Consider the following 22096-nt stretch of genomic DNA (forward strand, 5'->3'; position numbering starts at 1 on the left):
AGCCGAATTACTTGTACATCGGTCCAAAGTTCTGGCAAGCGCGATAGTCCGCACTTTCAGGATCATGGGTGCCAAACATTCCCCATGCTCTAGGACGGAAGATTTGCTCGGCGTTGACATTGTGCATGCTGACAGGAATGCGAAGAATGGATGCCAGCGTAATCAGATCTGCGCCGATATGGCCGTAGCTGATTGAACCATGGTTGGCTCCCCAGTTATCCATAACGGAGTACACATCCTTGAACGATCCTTCTCCGGTAAGGTTCGGCGCAAACCAGGTCGTAGGCCATGTCGGATCTGTACGTTTGTCGAGCTTGTCATGTACATCCTCCGGCAGTTCTACGGTGTAGCCTTCAGCGATTTGAAGGACAGGACCCAGACCTTTGACCAGATTCAGACGCGACATGGTTACAGGCATCCCGCCGCGTGTCAGGAAATCGGAAGAGAAGCCGCCGCCGCGGAAATATTCCACTGCCGCAGGACGCCAAGAGGTAGCTTTCAGGCAGTTATTCTTGTCTTCTTCGGTGATCTCCCAGAAAGGTTTCATCACTGGCTTGCCGTCCTTCATCTGCTCACCCGTGCCATCCAGCGCAGCCGAACCGGAGTTAATCAGATGGAGAAGACCGTTTTGCCCAAGGCCTGTCAATTCATGTCCCGTCACACGTTTCACGGCTTCGGGGCTCCAATAGGTGCGCACGTCCGCGAAGATTTGAGCTGTATTGGTCAGCAGATTGCCAAACAGCATAGATACGCCGTTCAAACTATCATTTTCCGTTGCAACCAGATAAGGTGCGCGAATGCCGTTCCAATCGAATGAGGAATTCAGAATCGTTTCATGGAAATCGCCGTTCGGGAAGTGATCTGTCCATTGGCGCTGCCCTTGAAAGCCGGAGACGATCGCGTTGTGGCCCATGGCTTCTTCGGCAAAGCCGAGCTCTTCAAGACGCTCGTTGCCTACCATCAAGTCGCGGACGATCTGCGTCATTTTGACAACCATTTCCCAATCCTTGTCTTTCTTCTCACGCGTAGCCTGAATATGTTCAGGATTGTTGTCCGGACCTTCCGAACAGTTTTCTTTCACCCAAGCCAATGCCATTTTATATTCTTCCGGATCGTAGATTTCCTCTTCAACCCGGCGTGTAATTTCGGACATATCTACGTACTCGTTGCGCATACCCAGGTATTCCTGGAAGAAATCCGGGTCGATCATCGAGCCCGCAATACCCATGGATACCGAACCGATGGCCAAGTAGGACTTCCCTTTCATCAAAGCAGCTGCCATTCCCGCTTTCGCGAAGCGCAGCAATTTCTCCTGCACATCCTCAGGGATCGAAGGATCGCTCAGATCCTGTACATCTCTGCCATAGATGCCGAAGGCAGGCAAGCCTTTTTGGGCATGGGCGGACAATACGGCGGCAAGGTATACCGCACCCGGTCTTTCTGTTCCGTTGAAGCCCCATATGGCTTTCGGAATGGAAGGATCCATATCCATCGTTTCCGTACCATAACACCAACAAGGAGTAACGGTAATGGATACACCTACCCCGGCTTTGACAAATTTATCGGCGCAGGCCGCCGCTTCAGCCACACCGCCGATGCACGAATCTGCAATCACGCATTCCACTTTCGAGCCATCTGGGTAACGAAGATTCTCGCTCAGGAACGAAGAAACCGACTTAGCCAGATTCATGGTCATATCTTCCAGTGATTCACGTACGCCCTTTCTTCTTCCATCAATGGTTGGGCGAATACCGATTTTAGGAAATTCCTGCTTCCATCTTGCTTCCTTCGTTGTCATAACTGTTTCTTCCTCCTCATGGATAAGTTAATGGGAATCAATGCTCATTCGTTAGGGTTATCGATAACCCTATTCATAAAAATAATACAGCTTTCATTTTGCAATACAAACAGGATCCTCCAGATTTATTCTTTCATGATCTTCACAAAAATAGAGCTGCATGGTTGCTGTAGTTTATTTTGCCTTCATTGATGTATAATGAGGTTATCGATAACTTTAAAATAGCAATGAAAACGGTTGCTGTCAATCCGTATTTTCTTTTAGAATGAGAACAATATAGATACAAGAAGGGGTTACATATGGTTACCATTTATGATATTGCTGAAAAAGCCAACGTATCCGCAATGACCGTCTCCAAGGTGATTAATAATACGGGACGAATTAGCGAACAGACACGCAAACGGGTCAAAAAAGTCATGGAAGAGCTGAACTACATCCCTAATTCCAACGCGCGCAGTCTTGTACTGCAGCAAACCCAGATCTTATCCTTACTGATTACGGATATTACGAACCCGTTCTATACAAGCCTTGCCCGCGGTGCCGAAGACAGCGCCAAAAAGCTTGGTTACCGCCTCCTGTTCGGAAATAGCGATGAGGACTATAACAAGGAACAGGATTATGTGGACATGATTCTCTCGACGCGTGTCGACGGCGTCCTCTTCGCCCCTGCGGGCGATCACTCCCTGAAGCATCTCGAAAAACTTCGCGCCCATAACATTCCCTTTGTCATCATGGACAGAGCCGTTCCGGGTATCGAATCCGATATTGTTTCCGGGGACAGTAAACAGGGAGCAAGAAATTTGGTGGATTACCTGATCAGCCTAGGCCACAGCCGTATCGCGCTTGTGAATGGCTCGCTTGATGTGTCCACCGCCCGTTTGCGTTACCAAGGTTATGCCGAAGCACTTCAGCTTCACGGTATCGAGCTCGACGATAAGCTTGTCGTTCATAAAAGCTACCGTGAATACAAAGATGAAGACCAGCTCAGCCATTTGCTCGAGCACCCTTCACCGCCTACCGCGATTTTTGCAGCCAACAACTTTCTGGCGGTTGGAGTCATCAATGCACTCAGAAAACGCGGAATCCGCGTACCGGAGGATATGTCGGTCGTCTGCTTTGACGATCTTGATCTGTCATCCGCACTTGACCCGTTCCTTACCGTTGCCGCCCAGCCCGCATATCAGTTCGGTGCCATGGGCATCCAGCTGCTCGTCGAAAGGATCCAGGGAAGCTCTCAGCCAGAAGCCAGAAAGGTGATTTTACCTTCCGAACTTATTATTCGTTCTTCAGCCAAGACAATCGGCAAATAATTGGGTACAATATGAGGAACGTATAATGAAGAAGGTGACATGTCATTCAAGCCAAGAAATTAACGAAAAATATACTGACGCCAGCCAAAATTCTGGTGATTGGTTTTTTTCTGATCATTACGCTCGGAACGTTTTTACTATCCTTGCCTATATCCTCCGCGAACGGGTTGAGGATTCCCTTCCTGAACGCCTTGTTCACGGCAACCTCGGCCACCTGTGTGACGGGTCTGACGGTGCTGGATATCGGGACGGCATTTTCAACTTTCGGACAAGTCGTCATTGTCATGCTGGTCCAAGTTGGCGGCATCGGGTTCATGACCATGGCCACGCTAATCGCTCTGGTACTGAACAAAAGAATTTCGCTGCGCGAGCGGCTGATATTGCAGGAGGCTCTTAATCATAGCACGATTGACGGCGTTGTCCGGCTGGTAAAGAAGGTTATCCTGTATTCATTGCTGGTCGAACTCGCTGGAGCTCTGCTGCTGGCAATCCATTTTTATTTCTCGCTTGATCTTTCCTTTGGCAACGCGGTGTATTTCGGTATTTTTCACAGCATTTCCATGTTTAACAATGCCGGCTTCGATCTGATGGGGACGATAAACGGTCCATTCAGCGGCATGGTGCCTTTCGTAAACGATCCCTACATCAATATTGTCATGATGGGTCTCATTTTCCTCGGAGGCATCGGCTTTATCGTGCTGTCTGATCTCATCGATTTTCCGAACACACGCAAACTGTCGCTGCACAGTAAAGTGGTTCTATCGGCAACCCTGACGCTGATTGTGGTTGGCACGCTTGTCATATTTGCCATGGAATTCAGCAACCCGAGCACGCTTAAGCCGCTCCATGGCGGCGGCAAGTTCCTTGCCTCCATGTTTCAGTCGGTAACCACCCGTTCCGGAGGCGTGGCGACGCTCGATATCGGCTCATTCCGTCAATCCACGCAGTTTATGCTGATTCTCCTGATGTTTACGGGAGCCGCTCCGGGCTCGACAGGCGGCGGCATCAAAATCACGACCTTCGTTCTCTTGTTGGGTGCGGTCCACTCGATGATGCGCGGACGTGAAGACGTCGTATTGTTCCGTAAAAGGATCGCGAAGGATGTCGTCTATAAGGCTATCACCCTGACGCTGCTATCGTTGCTGCTCATCATCGTGTTCTCCATGCTGTTGTCCGTTACCGAGCATCAAGACTTTATGAGCATTCTCTTCGAGTCTACCTCGGCGTTCGGAACAACCGGATTATCCATGGGCATGACGACGCATTTGTCTTCCTTCGGGAAGGTCTGGATCATATGCCTCATGTTCTTCGGCCGGATCGGGCCGCTGACTTTGATATATGCCCTTTCCCGGGATCGTAAAAAAGATCTGTACAATTATCCCGAAGGCCGGATTATTATCGGCTGACGATAAGCTTCTCGCAAGGAAAAAAAAGTCCGTCTTGCCGATTATTCGGCTGACGGGCTTTTTGTTTGCTGCTCCTTCTCCTGAACCTGCTCCTGACCCTGACCCTCTGCTGCATTTTTCTTCTTCCGTTGTCTCAGGGAGCCAAGCACAAGAAGAAGAACAGGAAACAGAAAGCAAGGAAAGAAGGCAAAGATCGTATATACATATCCCAGGAAGTACTCAAGCTCTGCGGGATTATCTATGACCCATTTCGACATCGGCAGTACCACGAACAGAAACGGGACGATGACGAACTTGTATGACGTAAGCTTGAACAGCTGTAACGTCGTTATCGTGATGGCATAGTAACAAAGTGTAATTTTCACGAATGTTGTACTCATCCAAATGATGCCGACAACGGCTTCCACCCGTTCAAAAATCCGTTCAATTCTGATTTCTTTGGCCAGATCGTACACGACGTATGGTGCACGTATCGTTTCCTCGACGCCAAGTACTGAAATGGTAAACAATGAAATCAGAACCAATGTAAACGGAGCTGCGACGGAAGCGATATAAAAATACTTTCTTGTTTTTTTCTTATCGACGATGAAGCGTACCAACATCAGGACCACAATGACATCCATCGTAGGAAATCCGATGATGGGGTATAGCCCTTTAACGGAAGGCAGGACCCCGTTTGGAAAAATCGGAAGCAGGTTGCCCACTTCTATTTTCGGAATCAGCATGATGGAGGACAGAACGAAGACCAATATCGCAATCGGGAATAGTATTTCTGTTGCTCTCCCAATCACCCCAAGTCCCAAGAAGACACCATAAATAACAGGGATCATATACACCAGACTGATGACATCCAGAGGTGTTCTGAAAAGGATGACCGACCCAAGAAACCCGCTGACAGTGCGCAGGATATATGCGTCCAAGATCAGAAAAAAAATCAAATACAATAAACCCATCACCCACCCTGCAAACTTCCCGAGAATCTGCTGGCTGTATTCCACGACGGTTTGATCCGGATATTTCAACGACAGCTTCATGTATAACCAACCGAAACCGAGCTGAATAAACGTGGACAGCAACATGGTCATCCATTCATCGGAGCCTGCAATGATCGCAATCGTATGGGGTTGTACAATCGCCGCTGTCCCCAGGATGTACATATACATGAGGATGGCAAACTGAGTGGAAGTGATTTTTGCCTTATCCATTTCCTGATCCTTTCATGAGCCATTTCGCTATGGGCATATATAGCGGTTCCATCATTTCGTCTATCAATTTCGTCAGTGTAGGTATGGGCGCTTCAAACAATAACAGCAAGTACAGTCCTAATCCGGCCGTCAAAATCAAAGATGCTGCGATTAAATCCTGTAATTTCGCGACCCGCCTTAAATAATTCCCCTGGATAATCCCTATCAGCAGGGCCGAAACTACGATCCCTATCCAAGAACTCATTTCGGCCACCCCCAATCGCACATTAAAATATTCGTTGTTATTTATCGCCGAGATAGGTTCGGGTGCGAATACCCGTTCCAACGATCGTGACGTTAACATCTACGCGCAGCGGAATGCCAGGATAGATCGCTTCCCAGTCCTTCTTGTTCTTGTTCCAGTATTTCGGGCTGGTTTGATTGATGAATTTGGCATAACCTGCCGAATCACAGTTCATTCTCTGGAGCTGCATCATGCTTCTCATGATGAGATTGCGTTGGATTCTTTCCGCTTCCTTCTCGAGCCAACGGATTTGATTGTTATCCTGAAGCTTGATCGCGGTGCTTTTATTATCCAATACAGACGCCTTGTGCTCTACTTTAATCACGATCATCGGCTTATTATTGCGAAACACAGCTTCCACTTTGGTCTGGTTGTGAATCGGCGAGATCGTAACCTTTTCATTCTCCCCTACCGGGATTTCAATGATCATCCGTTTCAGCTTATTTTTGACGATCGTCAATCCCTTGGAATCATTCTCGCTTAAAAAACCGATCAGTTTACCGTCTCTGAAGATCGCCATCGAGTCCATCCGCAGATAATTTTCCGGCTCTATTTGCTCCGTATTGGATTTTTTTTGCGCCTCATTCGCATTTCCTATCATTTCAATGCTTGGAATGGCAGGGTCCTCTTTATCGCTTTCTATGGACTGGATCAATTCTCTGATCGTAACCGGATAAATAGATCCAACTCTCTGATGGAGCGTTTTGATCATGCCGTAAATTTGCTGAACGGGGATTTTTTCCATGGTAGTAATGGTCTTCAAGGTATCCTCCGCGGTACCATTCTTGGCAATAAGCACACCGAAATCCGTCCGGATTTCCGGATCGCGGTCAACGATATCAAATAAATTTTCAACTCCTTTACGGGCCATTTCCTCTCCAATAATCATGACCTGGTTGTGGGAAAAATAGAGTCTGCGCGGCGTAAGATGAGTCATACTTTGAAAGGTCTTGACCAGTGTCTCACCCGTTCCCGTATAGTTGGTAACCGGAATTCCTTCCTTGCTCCCGCCGCTTTGGGAATCCGCAACCTGATTGGGCACGACAACCTGCAGGGTTACTTTGATGTTCTTCTCATTCTTCGGATCCTTATCAATACCGATCGCGAGCACGATCGATAGATCATCCAGGTATTTGCTATCCCAGCATCCGCTCAGCGGCAGGAGCAGGGTAAAAGAAGCCAGCAACAGCCAAAAGCGCTTCAGCATGCTCCATGTCACTCCTTCGAAGGCTCAGTTTGTTCTTCTTGTGATGAATAGGGTGCGCCGTCGGAAGACTGTGTGCTTGATATGTTGGACGGTTGTCCTTTCGAGCTGCCGCTAGCATCTTCATCGGAAAAATCTTTGCGAAAGCGTACCGGGTTATTTTCGCTGAGCATCTTGGGCCTGGTCTTCATAAGATTCATCGGAACGCGGATAAGGGTATCCTTCAAATCGGTCAGAATAGTCGGTCCATAAGGAGCCATGTATGGCACATTGACCGATTTGAGACTGCACATGTGCAGCAGCATGATCAGCAGCAGGCAGGCCATGCCGTATATTCCCATAAAGGATGACGCGAATAAAAACACAAAGCGGAGCATTCTCGCTGTATTTCCGATGTTATAGGCAGGAGATACGAAACTGGCGATCGCAGTAAGAGATACGACAATAACTACCGCCGGAGACACGATGCCTGCTTCAACGGCAGCCTGCCCAAGCACCAAACCGCCGACGATGGATATCGTATTTCCGACGGTCCTCGGCATACGGACACCTGCTTCTCGAAGAATCTCAAAAACGGTTTCCATAATGATAGCCTCGATGAAGGCCGGAAAAGGAACGCCCTCCCGCTGAACGGCCAGCTTCAACAACCAGGAAGTTGGAATCATTTCCTGATGAAACGTAATGATCGCAACGTATAGCGATGGCAGCAGCAGCCCGATGAAAAAGGAAAAGAAACGCAGCAAACGCACCAAGCTTCCGACATCAAAACGATTGTAATAATCCTCTGCTGCCTGAAAAAACATATTGAATGTACTGGGCACGATTAGGGCAAACGGCGTACCGTCAACAAGAATCGCTACCCGTCCCTCCAGAAGATTGGCTGCAATCACGTCGGGTCTCTCACTGTGGAATACCGTAGGAAACAGGGTGAAGTTCGTATCCTCGATCAGCTCTTCGATATAGCCGGATTCCAGGATTCCATCGATATGGATATTGCACAACCGTTTCCTTACCTCATCGACAATTTCCGGTTTAACGAGTCCTTGAATATACATCATTCCGACATCCGTTTGTGTCATTTCACCGATTTTCATCTCTTCAAGCCACAGTTTCGGACTTTTGATCTTACGGCGAAGGAGCGCCGTATTGATACGGATGGATTCCGTGAAGCCTTCTCTGGGCCCGCGAATCACCGTCTGTGATACAGGCTCCGTCACAGATCGTTTTTCGCCGCCACGCGTACCCGCAATGATCACTTCCTCGTTTCCGTTCAGGAAGAGAACGGTATCCCCGGAGAGTAAATGATCGTATATTCTCTTCCACTCGGAGCTTTTGCTGATCTCACCCACGGAAAATGCCCTATGCTTAAATAGGTTACTAAACTCTTCGATTCCAGGTTTCTCCTCCGCTTCGTTCAAGAGGCTAGTCTCGTCCAGAACCGTCTGGATGGTAAACTCGGATACTGCCGTTGTATCTACCAAACCGTCTATATAAATAAAAGCCATTTGGAGTTCGAGATGCTCTGCCTCCACCTCACGAATGATTAAATCAACGCTGTTTCCCATATCATGCTTGATTTTTTGGAGGTTTTTCTTTAAATCCGATGACAGGGTCTCTTTCACCGATGGGTCTGACAACACCTTGTTCGGATGTTTAACATGCTGTTGTGTTCTTCCGAAAAAGGACTCGCCTGACATATGTACACCCCCAGTTGATCGATGAGTTCATTATTCCCATTAATGGATCAATCCATCCAGCGGTTGAACACAGCAAAAAGGCGCAACGCTGTTGCGTTACGCCCACCTAAACAGATTAATTGTCCCGATAAATATGCTTTTTACTCTTTCCAAAGCTTGGTGAATAAGCCCGGTTTGCGGCCGACCAGGCCTTTTTCCAGAGCATACCGCGTCAGCTGTACCCGATTCTCGAGATGGAGCTTTTGAAGGATATTTTTAAGATGATTTTTTACGGTCTGATCCGAAATATGCAGCTCCGCAGCGATCTCTTTGTTAGTCAGGCCTGAGGCGACCCAGTTCAGAATTTCCCGCTCCCGGTTGGTTAATGTCTCGTGATGTTCCGGGCTCTTCAATGCCAGCGGAAATTCCCTGAGTATTTGCGTGGCAAGCTCCCGGCTTAGCGGCGCTTCGTCACTCATGATGGCACAAAGGTATTCAATCCAGGTCGATGGCGATAAATTTTTCAGCAAATATCCTTGCGCCCCTTGCTTGAGCGCCTCAAATAAATGTGATGCATCATCGGAAACGGTGATAATCACGATCTTGACGTATGGATACTGAAGCTTGATCTGTCTTGTCGCTTCCAGCCCCCCGATTCCCTGCATCTGAATATCCATCAGAATCAGGTCCGGCATGAGACTTTCTGTCATGGCAATCGCTTCTTCTCCGCTCGTCGCCTGCCCTACAACCTCGAAAGAGTCATCTGAGGCTAGAATTTCGTCAACGGCTTCACGCGCATGTGTGGAATCGTCCGCAATCAATACCCGGTATATGTTCATGTCATCTCATCCCCTTTTCGAATTTCGACCCGGCTTCCCTTAGGCATGGAGATAAAATCTACCCGCCATTTCAGCTCCTGCGCGCGTTCCTTCATGATTCGCAGGCCGTATCGGTCTTTCAGTTGAAATGGATCCAATTCCGTTCCTCTTCCGTTATCATCAATCCGCACCGTCCAAGCATCCTCATTGCCGCTTCCCGTCACCCATACCCTGTCTGCATGCGCATGCTTCTGAATGTTGAGCAGTGCTTCACGGATGCAAGCAAGCAGTTCGACTTTCTCTTTGGCCGTAAAGGATTGATCAGGTATCGTCCACACCAGGTCAGGATGGATAAATGCCTCCATGGCCGTATGCTCAATTCTCGATTTGATGGAATCCTCGTATTCCTTCTCATCCGTTTGTGCCGGAAACCTCAAGTTCGCAATCGCTTGTCTCACATATCGGTTCACCTCATGAACAAGCTTTCGCATCTCTTCCATATCGGAACGTTCCCGCGTGTTCTTCTGACGAGCTTCAGCACGGTCCATTTTCACGGATAATAGGAACAATGATTGCGCAATGCCGTCATGCAGTTCCCGTGCCAACAGATCCCTTGCAGCCAAAGCCGCATTCTCCGCACGCTCCTTGTTCAGCTCCTCCTGCACCTGTTCCAAACGGTAAAATAGCTGGCTAAGCAGCGTCATGCTAATCAAAAATACAAACACGGGCGTCAGAAAATTTCCAGCTTCCATAGATAAATAAGGCATTAAAAGCGTGTGACGCACATATTCCCACAGTCCAACCGTCAAGGTCGGTACAAATAAAATCATCCATTTGATCTGTTTATAAGACATGACGACCTCCCGAATACCCTTAGTTCCAGAATATTGTAGCACGAAGCCGGGAAAAATGCCTGCTCCCGCCGTTAATCCTTGCTTATGATGTATGTTTACGCAGGTCCTGTCGCATACTAGCAACGGACTTTACGGACGGGCCCATGAATTCAATTCATAAAGGAGGGTCGATACATGCAAATTTACATACGGCGCTTCCTGCTCGCCACATGTGCTGCCATTTTGGCATTGGAAGTCCTATCACCCATTGCCTCAGCATCCCCATCCGGAAATAAAGGCCGGGAATATTACGAGCAACGCGGGGACGTCATTTGGGAAATACCCAATAAGGAAAAGGTTATCGCACTCACTTTCGATGATGGACCTGACCCGGATGAAACCACCTACATTCTGGATTTACTAAAACAGTACGATGCGAAGGCAACCTTCTTCGTCGTAGGCAAACAAGTCGAAAAGAATCCGGAGCTTGCACGAAGAGTCGTCGCCGAGGGTCATGAACTGGGCAACCACACCTATGATCATGCTTATTTCAACCGCAGAAGCTCGGTAGAGAACATTACAAGCCAGCTTAGCCGGACGCAGGACGCGATATTCAAAGCAACGGGAAAAAGGTCTTATCTGTTCCGTCCTCCAGGGGGATATTACAGCGATCGGATGATAGAGACCTGCAAGAAAGAGGGCTATTTGGTGGTTATGTGGTCGTGGCACCAGGATACCTGGGATTGGAACCGTCCAGGAATTCGTAAGATCGTCAATAAAGTACTGGGCAATGCCCGAAACGGCGACATCGTGCTCATGCATGACCATGTCGAGGGAAAGACTCAAACCATTGATGCACTCAAGGAAATATTGCCGGAGCTGAAGAAAAGAGGCTACCGATTTGTCACGGTTTCCGAGCTGGCGCGATATAACATTCCTTGAGCTGCCTCACGTAAGAACATCACCAGACCACCGAGCAACCGGCCCCTTTTGGGGCCTATTTTTATGGGTCGATTACATACTATACGCCTTGAGAACTGCAGTCTTTCGCTCAAGAATCGAAAAAAATCTGCGGCTTCGGCCCGTGCTATGTTAAAGTTGTGAAAAAAATCGTTTTACGCCAGGTTCAGTCATATAGTATAAGCAAAGGCATTTCAGGTTTGGAAGGATTCTTAAACGAATTGAGGAGGTACATATGATGAGTACAGATTTCCGTTACCCGATCGGAGAATTTACCGCAACCGAGGCCGTCAGTCCGGCCGAACGCAGCTACTGGATCGATCAACTTCGCGCTTTGCCGGGTCAGGTGAGGGATGCCGTTCACAACTTGAACGATGAACAGCTCGATACGCCTTACCGGCCAGGCGGCTGGACCGTACGTCAGGTGGTGCATCATCTGGCTGACAGCCATATGAATTCGCTGCTTCGGATCAAACTCGCGTTAACCGAAGATGAACCCGTGATCAAGCCCTACGAAGAAGCACTCTGGGCCGAACTTGCGGACTCTACTGCTCCCGCTCCGGAGATATCGCTCAAGATGCTGGATGGAATCCATGCGCGTATGGTGATGCTGTTTAAAAATCTGAAGGAAGAAGACTGGCAGCGTTCCTATGTACATCCAGTCAACGGAAAGACAAGACTTGACCGTCATCTCGGCCTCTATGCCTGGCACGGACGCCATCATCTTGCACATATCACCTCGCTTAGCCGCCGGATGGACTGGTAATCGTTTCGCTCCCGCCTAAGATGGTTAACTTGTGGGTATTCAGGGGAAATGCAGTCTATGGGTATGTTCCCAGCACCCCCATGAAATACTATATAAATTGAAATAAAGTTGGTTATTTCAATTTACGTAACAATAACCGTTTTATAGGCGAGGTAGGCGATCCAATGAAAAACATTGCACTTATTTTTGGCAGGGACATTCGTAATATTGCAACGAACTGGGCGGCGCTGGTCATCATTCTGGGACTTGTCATGCTGCCTTCGTTGTATGCCTGGTTTAACATCAAAGCCTCCTGGGACCCGTATGGCAACACAGGCGATATCGCCATTGCCGTGGCTAACAATGACAAAGGCACCACGCTGAAAGGCAAAGCCATCAACCTCGGCAATGAAGTGGTCAATTCCTTGAAGGACAATCACAAGCTTGGATGGCGCTTCGTCAGTGAAGGAGATGCCATGCGAGGCGTACGTCACGGCGATTATTATGCCAGCATCGTCATTCCCGAAAGCTTTTCGGCAACCATCGCAACCGTCCTTTCCGACAACCCCACCAAAGCTGAGATTCTGTATTATGTCAATGAAAAGGTAAACGCGGTTTCCCCTAAAATTACATCTTCGGGAGCCAGCGGCATCATCCAGGAAGTCAGCAAAAACTTCGTGAAAACGGCCAACGGCACCATTTTCAAAATTTTTAACGAGCTGGGCATCGAGCTGCAGGAGCAGCTGCCGACGATCGAAAAGGTACGCTCTCTTGTGTTCAGACTGGAAAAGAGCTTCCCCGAGATCAATCATGCCGTTCAAGTTGCCGCGGAAGATATACATAAAACCGATCAGCTCGTGGCAGAAGCTCAAAAAAATCTTCCCTTAATAACGGATATTGCGAAGAACGGTCAAGAGTTCGCGGGCGGACTGGATACCTTCCTTTCCACCGCATCTGATGCCGCCAAAGACATCGGACCGAATGTGAAGCAGGATCTGCTGCTGCTTCAGCAGACGGCCCTCTCGACCCAGGAGCTCACTTCCGTGCTGAAGGACCCGAATATCGATCCTTCCGTCGTGACGGATACGCTCGATCATGTTTCGTCCCGTCTCACCCTCGGATTAAAGGTCCAGTCACAGCTTGTCAACTGGTTTGATCAGCTGAACAAGGTGACCGGAAACCGGCTCGGCTTCGTCAGCACCAAGCTGAAGCAGGTCCAGGACAAAATGAAGCAGCAGCAAACCTTGGTGAATAGCATAAGCAGCGCTGTGAAAAAAGGCGAAAAACCCGCTTCCGATCTGGTCGACCGGTTGAATCAAGTGTCGGGTGATGCTTCGCAAATTCTAGGTGATATCCTGGGCCGTTACGACAGCGAAATCCAGCCCGCGATTCTTAGTGGAATCCGTAAAGCGCAGCAGACCGCCGAAAAGACACGTACCGTGCTAAATACTGCCTTAAAAAGCGTGCCGGATGTAAAGAAAATATTGAATGATGCCTCCAAGGGCCTGACCGTTGGAACAAAGGGCATTGGTGACATCCAAAAGGAGCTTCCCGCAGTCGAAGCCAAGGTCTCCGAGCTGGCTAAGCGAATGAGGGAGTTTGAATCGGAAGGCAGCCTGCAGGAAGTGATCAGCCTGCTCAAGAACAATTTCCAGCTGGAAAGCCAGTTTTTCGCCGAGCCGGTGGTTTTGAAGGAAAATCAACTGTATCCCATTCCGAACTACGGTTCGGCCATGTCACCGTTTTTCTCTACGCTGGCGCTATGGGTAGGGGCAACACTCTTGGTCTCGCTGGTGACGACCGAAGTCCATGGAGAGCATTCCTATAAAAGCTACGAGGTTTATTTCGGCAGGTTTTTCACGTTTCTGACGCTTGCTCTGCTGCAGTCTGTCTGCGTAACCACCGGAGATATGTTCATTTTGGGAACCTATGTCGTCGACAAGCCCTGGTTCGTCGTCTTCGGACTCGTTAACAGCGCCGTGTTTATGCTGATTGTGTATACGCTTGTGTCCGTGTTCGGGAATGTTGGTAAAGCGCTCGCCATTGTCTTGCTCGTCCTACAGCTGGCCGGATCCGGGGGCACATTCCCGATTCAGACGACACCTGCTTTTTTCCGGGCCATTCATCCTTTTCTGCCGTTTACTTACGGTATCGGCATGATGCGGGAATCCGTAGGCGGCATCATATGGAGTATTGTCCGAAACGACCTGCTGATCATGTGCATATATGCAGCCATCACATTGATCGTAGGACTCGCATTAAAAGGCATCATCAATCAGCTGGCGGCCGGACTCGTCAAGAAGGCCAAAGAAAGCAAGCTCATTCATTAAACGGGAAAGACGCATTCCGCTATCGAATGCGTCTTTCTTTTGCTTCAAGGCTTAAATGCCGGAACTTCCATGATTTCACCGGTGCTTTTGATCTTCGTTTTGACCGTGCAACGGAAAGTTACTTCCGGATAAACCTCATCCCAATTCAGGCTCTTCCACTCTTTATAGCTGATGCTGTTGCGGATTTGCTTGCCGAGCCCTACATTGTCAGAGCCCTTCTCCTGCATGATAGCGACCATCCGCTCCATCTTGTCGGATATGTAACTGGATATTCCCTGCTGAATTTTTGGAATGTCCCTAGAGTTGCCTAGGGGAACATTTCCCGTATACTCCATGATGTCCCCTTTGACTTCCAGAAGCATTTCGACGACAAAACCTCCCGCCCGCTTGCGCCATACCTTGAATTTCTTGTCACTACTCACCGTGCCAAGCATGACCGAACCGTCCAAATCCTGATAATCCAGCTTAATGTAAATTTCGCCTTGCCTGTATTTCCCCCTCGACATGGCGAAGAGCATGTTATAATCAGCGCTTAATTTTCCAACATACCTATCATCCTTAAATAATCCGAGACCGTCCACGAGGACATTATCCCCTCTTCTTCGAACGACGGGAGCGACCGGATCTATTCCGTCATCCAGCAAATCTCTCGTGAATTGATACACGTTCACTTGGGGGATGTTTTGATTTTTCCAGTTTTTCTGAAGCAGATGATCCACATATTGGCTGGTATTGGGATGATCGGGAAACTCGCTGCTAAGCAGCTCGTTCACGGAACCATTCACGACGGTTATTTTGACGCGGGGCGATATGGATGGATCCCTTACCAGATTTTCGATAAGCCTGCGGATTCCTTTTCGGGCGACTTCGGTACTGTACAGGGTGTTCCGCAACTGACCGGTGACAATATTACGGCTTGTCTGCCTGGAAAGTTTGATCTTGGCTTCCTTGCTCGAATCCGCTTCCACAGTAATCAATTCCTGTTTGACCTCCTTACCTCCTTCCCCTTGGTTGATGATCGCCGCCGTTACGAACAGCTTTTGGTCATCATCGAGGTCGTAACCAATGGTATGGTCTATCGCCAATCTTTCCAGGATTTTTTGACTTCTGGCACAGCCCGTCACGGACAGGACCATTACACCGAGCACTACGCACCGTAAAATCTTTGCGCCCCGTTTAGGCATGGCTTTTAACCCCCGATCGCTTTTGAATCAGAAGAAGCAAAATGAGGAATATGGGAAAGAGGAAGGATAAAGCGACCTCAACATAACTTACTACTTTCAGCCACAGCTCGAGCTCAAACAGCGTATCCGGGATGACCGAAATCAGGAACATCACAAAAACGATGAACAACGACATTACTTTCCGGTCAGCTTTTGGAAAGATATTCTGTGCGTTTTCGCAAGCGGACCAGGTGTACATGGATGAAGTGACTACCACGGTGAACAATAGGAAGCTGAACAGCAAATTTTCCAGTCTTTCCACAAAAGGCAATTGAATGTAGGCTAGCATATCCAGTAAAGGATAAAGCATGATTTTCAGTTGTTCCAAGCTAAAGAAACCAAAGCTGACAAATACAAGCGAAAGATAGGTCAAGGTTGTCATGAGGTTGCCGATTTGCACGGATCTCATCCACTTTTTGGATCTGTCCGCGTAAGGCATGACAAACAAAATCAATTCATAGCCCGCAAAAGCAGCAAACATCTCTACCGCGCCGCTCAGCATATTTCTCCCCCCTTTGAACACGAAAGGAGTCATACGCTCTAACTCAAAATCATTCGAAAAAGCGAACAATAAAAAAAACATCCACAATATCAACATGGAAAAGACGGTTGCAGTCTTCCCGATATTGTAAATCCCTTTGGTCACGAGAAACAAAACCAACAGATCGAAACAACCCTTCAACATCAGCGGGGAGGCGCTAGGGAAAGCAATGAGCTGAAAAATATGGATATACTGCTTTCCGACCAAACATCCAATGATGGCGAAGTATGCTGTCAGGAAAAAATAGATAGGGATGGTAATGAATCTCGGGATGGACTTGTCCATAATTTCGAATACAGAGATGCCGTTTCCGATCCGGTTAACCATCGCGATCAGGACAATGTTCAACGCGGCTGCGCAGCCCAGAATCAAGATAGACAGCCATCCATTCGTTCCAAAATACACGGCTGCCTTTCTGGAGAGGCTAAGCGCTGCTACGCCTGTTTGAATCATGAACACCAGCAAGGCGATATGAGATGAATACAATCTTTCTTTCATAGAGACGCCTTCCTTTACCGCTTCATTTTTTGACGCACTTTGTTACGCGTTCGGGATTGCGTCGGCCGTTCTTTCAACATCCAGAACGGACCGCGGATAAAAAGATCCTTCCAATCCTGGAACTCGAGCGGCGCAACCGGAGTGATATAAGAAGATCCCAGGCTGGTGAGCTTGGATAGATGGATGATAATCACGGAAATTCCAACCATGAGCCCGAAGTTCCCCCATAGCCCGGCCAGAACAATCAGGAAAAAGCGGGCAAATCGGATGGAAGCGCTCATCACGTAACTTGGGATGACAAAGGACGCAATGGCGGACAATGCCACAGCGATAATCAGAATGTTGCTGGTCAGGCCGGCTTGTACGGCTGCTTGCCCAATAACGATACCTCCAACAATCCCGATTGTTTGACCGATTTTGCTGGGAAGTCTCGCTCCCGCTTCACGCAAGAGCTCGATGGTTATCTCCATCAAAAGGGCTTCGAATACAGGAGGAAAAGGAACACGGTTTCGTGACTCAATAAGCGTGTACAGAAGATTCTCGGGAATCATCTCATAATGGTAGGTCGTGATGGATACATACGCCGCCGTAAAAGTGATTGTGATGATAAATGCAATATATCTCAGAATCCGCGTTGCCGTACCAATAACCCAGCGCTGATAATAGTCGTCCGGCGAGGTAAAAAATTCAAACAGCGACGTCGGCCCGGATATCACCGAAGGACTTTCATCCATGATGACGGCGACCTTTCCTCCCGAAAGCTTTGACACAATTAAATCAGGCCGCTCACTGGTTAAGAACAACGGAAATATGGTATTGGGATAATCATCGATATGCTGTACAAGCATATTGCTATCCACGATGATGTCGATCTCGATGTCCCGAATCCGCTCAATCATGACGTTTACATAATCCATATTGGCAATACCATCGATGTACAGCACAAACACATCGCATTTGACCACTTCACCTACGGAAAGCTGAACGACTTTAAGATGGGAGCTTTTCAGCTTTCGCCTAATGAGAGACAAATTGGTGAACGCCGACTCCGTAAAAGCATCATGAGGACCGATAATAACCGCTTCCGTCTCCGACTGCTCAATCGCTCGGGAGCTTGGGCCATATAAAGCTACCAGATACACCGAAGTGCAGTGAAAAACAGCTGCATCGCCCTTGAGTATTCCTTCAATGATCTTCTTATGGTCAGTCACAGCTCTAAATTGGGAATCCATTAACAGATTGTGCATCTCATCGGCTTGAATGTTCGCAAACGGCCGCAAAATGTCTCGTTCAAGTGCATTATTGTCAATCAGATGATCAAAAAACACAATATCTGCGGAAAGCAGCGGGAAATGACGGTGTACAATATCAACGCATTGGTCAAAATCGTGCAGCACATGTGTCAGCGTCACCGGTTCTTGATTAGATGCCATCTTGCCACCCTCCCTTGGAAACATTAGACAGGGTTAGTGTGCATTTCAGCTGGAAAAATATACGTCAAGTTATCAGAAGGACAACCGCACGAGGCGAATGGATTGACTGTAACTTGGGAAGGTTTTTCATGAGAGAAGATATGTTAGTTTGTCATCTAATTCGTTAAACAAAAAGAAAAACCGCGGCTGCCCGCGGTTTCCCTGTACGTTCGGTCTTATGAATGTGCATGACTTTCCAGCTCTTGTATGGTCTCCATCAGAAACTTTCGATTGCACTCGAGCAGAGCAAGGCGATGCCTGAAAGACAAGTTCACTCCGATGCCTTCTTCATGCGTTGGAATCGCGGAACAGGCTTCGATCAGCTCTTTTACTCTATCAAGCTTGATGGCAAGCAGCTCCTTGGCGTCCTTCCGGTCGATGTGATCGATGAACATGAGACCAATATCTCCGGCAGGTGTCACGTTTTCCGCATGGATCAATGACGAACGGAGCAGCTCGAAAAAAAGCTTCTTGCCATTGTCAGTTATCGAATACGTTTGTCTGGGCGGACGATTGCCTTCCTGCTCTATCGTTACAACGACACACCCCTGCTTATCCAACCGTTTCAAAATGGAATATGCCGTTGCTTTTTTCATATCGGACACTTGTCCCAAGTTCCGCTCTATAAAATCGTTAATTTGATACCCATGCTGGCTTTGAGTCATAAGCAGTCCCAAAACAAGCAGTTCACGTTCATCCATATCCATGACTCCTTCGGCTCTATCGCTAAATACTAGTATAGTCATACCTGACTAAAAGGTCAAAAATTTGTTCTTCTTCGCTGGTAAGATCCGATTGACGTAGAACATTAAAAGAGACGCAGAGCATGCTCTGCGTCTCTTTTTGTACTACTCCATTTGGGACTTCGTCATCCATACTTTCATACGCGAGATAACTTCATTGATATTCAATGGTTTGCTCAGGTAATCCGAAGCTCCTGCCGCCAAACATTTATCCCGATCCTCTTTCATGGCCTTGGCAGTTAAGGCAAGAATCGGAAGCTCGGATAATTCCAGTGTTTGGCGGATATTTTTCATCGTTTGATACCCATCCATCTCAGGCATCATGATGTCCATCAGGATAATGGATATATCCGGTTCTTGCTGCAAAATATCCAAGCATTCGTAGCCGTTCTGAGCCGTAAGCACATGCATGTTGTATCTCTCCAGCGCATTGGCCAAAGCATAAACGTTCCGAATATCATCATCAACAACAAGCACCTTTTTACCTTCGAACAGGTCTGTTTCTTCCAGGAACAAAGGCTCTTCTTCAACAATGGAATGCTTTCCGCCCGTATCTTCAGGCTTATATGTGCTGCTTCCAAGCCATGCTGCCTGCGATGCTGAACCCGGAGATGCTCCTACGGCAGCCTCGTTTTGCATCAGAATCATCGGGGAAACATCGAGATGCTCTGTTTCGCATGGCAGGTACAAAGTGAACGTGCTGCCGATTCCCGGCACGCTTTCCACCGTCAACTCACCGCCAAGCAGCTTCGAAAATTGCTGCGAGATGGACAGGCCAAGTCCTGTGCCGCCAAATTTACGTGCCGTTGCTCCGTCGGCTTGCTTGAAGGCTTCGAAAATCATGGACTGCTGATCTTCCGAAATGCCGATCCCCGTATCCCGGACCGCGAACGCCAGGGTTTGACCCGGGATCGAAAATCCGCTAGTTTTAATCGAATCCAGTTTATAAATGCTCAATGTGACTTCTCCGCGTTCGGTAAACTTAAAGGCGTTAGAGAGAAGATTCCGAATAATTTGATGAAGTCTGAGCTCGTCGCTGTAAAATACCTCTGGCACATTCGGAGCCACTTCCAATCGAAACTGCAGTGATTTCGCCTCAGCCATCTTTCCGAAGTAACGATTCATGGACTCCGGAATCTCGGACAAGTTCACGGGAGATATCTCAAGTTGAATCTTACCTGCTTCGACCTTGGACAGGTCCAGGATATCATTGATCAGATGAAGGAGATCCGTTCCCGAAGAGTTTATCACGGATGCATAATTGGATTCTTCATCGGTGAGATTTCCACTTCGGTTCTCAGCCAGAATTTGGGACAGGATCAACATGCTGTTCAGCGGTGTACGCAGCTCATGCGACATATTGGCCAAAAACTCCGATTTGTAATTGGAGCTGGTTTTTAGCTGTTCTGCATACTTTTCCAGCTCGACAGCAGCATTCTCTGCCTGATCCTTCTGAATTTCGAGCTTATCATTGAGCGACTGAAGTTCATCTGTCTGCATTTGCAGTTCTTCGGACTGTACCTGCAATTCTTCGGTCTGTACTTGCAGCTCTTCGGACTGGGTCTGCAGCTCTTCATTCAGAGTCTGTGCTTCCATATACAGCCGCTGGATTTCCATTCGGTTAATAACACTGTGCATCGTTCCGCTAGCAGCATCTACGAGCTGTTTCAGCATTTCCATCTGATGAGCATCCAGTTTATTCAGGGCAGCGATTTCAATGACAGCAAGCAGCTTCCCTTCATATATAAAGGGAGTCAGCACCAGAAATGATGGGACGGTATTTCCGAGCCCCGATGAGATCCGTATATAATCACCCGGAATTTGATTCAGCGTGATCATTTGCTGGTCTTTCGCACATTGGCCTGCCAGTCCATCGCCGAAAGCGATAATGCGTTGTCCTGTTTGTTGGAAATCTCCGGCGTAGGAAGCGGTGAGTACAAGCTCATCATGCTGTGCGGCATATAACGCGATATAAGGTACGCCTAGAACCGTAGCCAAACGGTTCACGAACTGCTCGCTTAAGCTCTTCAAGCTGGATTCATTCTGAAGTAACGTCGACATCGCTGCGACTTCATCCTTCAGTTCCCCCTGCTTTTGCACGACCTCAAGCAAATCATTGGTCGTCCGTCCCAAGTCAGCTATTTCATCATTCGTGCGGACTTGTATTCTCTGATCCAGGCTGCCGCCGGCAGCCATCTCTCGAATGGTTCTGGTTACATCCTTAATAATAGTAACGATGTTTCTTGAGATCGTCACAGCTACCAGAACCGAAAGGACTGCGACGATGGCCCATAGTATATAAATCGTCGTGATCAGCTTGTTGTTGCTGTCCGATAGATTCTGTACCCGTTCGTTGGTCAGAGCTTTCTCCGTGCTTAAGAAAGAATTGAACTTCGATCGGATCGAGTCCATCTCGCTTTTGCCCGGATCTGTCTTGAAAAACTGCATAACTTCATCATCTCTACCGGCCTTTTTCAAGTCGATGATGGGTTTACCGGCAATTTCAATCCATTTATTGATATTTTGACGAATATCCGTCAGATTCTCCTGTTGCGCAGGATTATCAGCCAACAGCGAGTAAAGCTTGCTGTAGTTCGTTTCCCATGCTTCACTGGCCTTATTATAAGGATCCAGATAGGAAACATCCCCCGTGATGGCAAATCCGCGCTGCCCCGTCTCCATGTCGAGCAAGGATTTCTCCACGCTGTTCGCTAAATCATGGACCTCGATATCATGCTCACTGACAAAGTCGGTTTCATGTTGGAGCGAGGCTACCCTGTTGGTTACGACCAGCAGAAATATACCAAAGCAGACCAAAATAAATATATATCCGAGCGTGATCTTGGAGCCAATATTCAACTTCATTCTCTTCTGCAAATACAACCCCCCGTCCCACTGAATCTACTAAAAAGCTCACTGCAATATTTTAGTAGTTGCGATGTAAATAATCAACTGCCATGTAAGCTTCGTAGCAATTCTGATATTAAAAGTCTATCACTGTTTGTTATGCAAGTATATTTATATCTTTCTCTCTGCCCTGTAATGATAAAC

The 22096-nt window shown here is 48.0% G+C and carries 17 protein-coding genes; 5 read left to right on the forward strand and 12 right to left on the reverse strand.

Translation table 11 applies throughout. The annotated features are described in order from the left end of the window. Nucleotides 1-7 precede the first annotated feature (7 nt). A complete protein-coding gene (locus GRF59_RS06315) occupies nucleotides 8-1798 on the reverse strand; it encodes an L-fucose isomerase (protein WP_160496766.1) in 1791 nt (596 codons plus the stop codon). A gap of 299 nt (nucleotides 1799-2097) precedes the next feature. On the opposite strand from GRF59_RS06315, the gene GRF59_RS06320 reads away from it, so the two are divergent. Together GRF59_RS06320 and GRF59_RS06325 are read left to right on the forward strand one after the other, a co-directional pair. Beyond that, entirely contained in the window at nucleotides 2098-3108 is a 1011-nt protein-coding gene (locus GRF59_RS06320; RefSeq protein ID WP_160496767.1) for a LacI family DNA-binding transcriptional regulator, read from the forward strand. A 95-nt stretch (nucleotides 3109-3203) separates the two neighbouring features. Then, nucleotides 3204-4514 carry a TrkH family potassium uptake protein gene (locus tag GRF59_RS06325; RefSeq protein ID WP_341480017.1) on the forward strand — a complete coding sequence of 437 codons (1311 nt, stop codon included), beginning with the start codon at nucleotides 3204-3206 and terminating at the stop codon, nucleotides 4512-4514. Between the two features lie 41 nt (nucleotides 4515-4555). Here the strand turns inward: GRF59_RS06325 and GRF59_RS06330 are convergent, their stop codons facing one another. From GRF59_RS06330 to GRF59_RS06355, 6 genes are all read right to left on the reverse strand, one after another. Continuing rightward, nucleotides 4556-5719 (reverse strand): GerAB/ArcD/ProY family transporter, encoded by a 1164-nt coding sequence (locus GRF59_RS06330; RefSeq protein WP_160496768.1) that lies wholly within the window; start codon nucleotides 5717-5719, stop codon nucleotides 4556-4558. Further along, nucleotides 5712-5963 (reverse strand): hypothetical protein, encoded by a 252-nt coding sequence (locus tag GRF59_RS06335; protein ID WP_160496769.1) that lies wholly within the window; start codon nucleotides 5961-5963, stop codon nucleotides 5712-5714. Before GRF59_RS06335 ends, GRF59_RS06330 begins: the two co-directional genes overlap by 8 nt. A gap of 37 nt (nucleotides 5964-6000) precedes the next feature. Next, nucleotides 6001-7209 carry a Ger(x)C family spore germination protein gene (locus GRF59_RS06340; protein WP_160496770.1) on the reverse strand — a complete coding sequence of 403 codons (1209 nt, stop codon included), beginning with the start codon at nucleotides 7207-7209 and terminating at the stop codon, nucleotides 6001-6003. 8 nt (nucleotides 7210-7217) lie between these two features. Beyond that, nucleotides 7218-8903, reverse strand: a complete 1686-nt coding sequence (locus GRF59_RS06345) for a spore germination protein (RefSeq protein ID WP_160496771.1) — start codon at nucleotides 8901-8903, stop codon at nucleotides 7218-7220. 140 nt (nucleotides 8904-9043) lie between these two features. Further along, nucleotides 9044-9721 (reverse strand): response regulator, encoded by a 678-nt coding sequence (locus GRF59_RS06350; protein ID WP_160496772.1) that lies wholly within the window; start codon nucleotides 9719-9721, stop codon nucleotides 9044-9046. Continuing rightward, a complete protein-coding gene (locus GRF59_RS06355) occupies nucleotides 9718-10554 on the reverse strand; it encodes a sensor histidine kinase (RefSeq protein WP_160496773.1) in 837 nt (278 codons plus the stop codon). Before GRF59_RS06355 ends, GRF59_RS06350 begins: the two co-directional genes overlap by 4 nt. A gap of 174 nt (nucleotides 10555-10728) precedes the next feature. Between GRF59_RS06355 and GRF59_RS06360 the strand changes: the two genes are divergently transcribed. From GRF59_RS06360 to GRF59_RS06370, 3 genes are all read left to right on the forward strand, one after another. Continuing rightward, nucleotides 10729-11475 (forward strand): polysaccharide deacetylase family protein, encoded by a 747-nt coding sequence (locus GRF59_RS06360; protein ID WP_160496774.1) that lies wholly within the window; start codon nucleotides 10729-10731, stop codon nucleotides 11473-11475. 256 nt (nucleotides 11476-11731) lie between these two features. Next, nucleotides 11732-12259 (forward strand): YfiT family bacillithiol transferase, encoded by a 528-nt coding sequence (locus tag GRF59_RS06365; protein WP_160496775.1) that lies wholly within the window; start codon nucleotides 11732-11734, stop codon nucleotides 12257-12259. 164 nt (nucleotides 12260-12423) lie between these two features. Then, on the forward strand, nucleotides 12424-14568 hold the full coding sequence (locus tag GRF59_RS06370; RefSeq protein ID WP_160496776.1) for a YhgE/Pip domain-containing protein: 2145 nt from the start codon (nucleotides 12424-12426) through the stop codon (nucleotides 14566-14568). Between the two features lie 44 nt (nucleotides 14569-14612). Here GRF59_RS06370 and GRF59_RS06375 read toward each other — a convergent pair whose 3' ends face one another. The 5 genes from GRF59_RS06375 to GRF59_RS06395 form a co-directional block, all read right to left on the reverse strand. Further along, nucleotides 14613-15752, reverse strand: coding sequence for a Ger(x)C family spore germination protein (locus tag GRF59_RS06375; RefSeq protein WP_160496777.1), 1140 nt, complete (start codon nucleotides 15750-15752; stop codon nucleotides 14613-14615). Further along, on the reverse strand, nucleotides 15745-16830 hold the full coding sequence (locus GRF59_RS06380; RefSeq protein ID WP_160496778.1) for a GerAB/ArcD/ProY family transporter: 1086 nt from the start codon (nucleotides 16828-16830) through the stop codon (nucleotides 15745-15747). The genes GRF59_RS06375 and GRF59_RS06380 overlap by 8 nt, the downstream gene beginning before the upstream one ends. A gap of 14 nt (nucleotides 16831-16844) precedes the next feature. Then, nucleotides 16845-18263 carry a spore germination protein gene (locus GRF59_RS06385; RefSeq protein ID WP_237391656.1) on the reverse strand — a complete coding sequence of 473 codons (1419 nt, stop codon included), beginning with the start codon at nucleotides 18261-18263 and terminating at the stop codon, nucleotides 16845-16847. A 215-nt stretch (nucleotides 18264-18478) separates the two neighbouring features. Beyond that, the gene (locus tag GRF59_RS06390; RefSeq protein ID WP_160496780.1) at nucleotides 18479-19003 is read right to left on the reverse strand and encodes a PadR family transcriptional regulator; all 525 of its coding nucleotides are present in this window, start codon (nucleotides 19001-19003) and stop codon (nucleotides 18479-18481) included. Nucleotides 19004-19150: 147 nt separating this feature from the next. After that, on the reverse strand, nucleotides 19151-21910 hold the full coding sequence (locus tag GRF59_RS06395) for a CHASE3 domain-containing protein (RefSeq protein ID WP_237391657.1): 2760 nt from the start codon (nucleotides 21908-21910) through the stop codon (nucleotides 19151-19153). Nucleotides 21911-22096 lie beyond the last annotated feature (186 nt).

The organism is Paenibacillus dendrobii (genome assembly GCF_009807035.1).
Taxonomy (GTDB): Bacteria; Bacillota; Bacilli; order Paenibacillales; family Paenibacillaceae; genus Paenibacillus_AQ; species Paenibacillus_AQ dendrobii.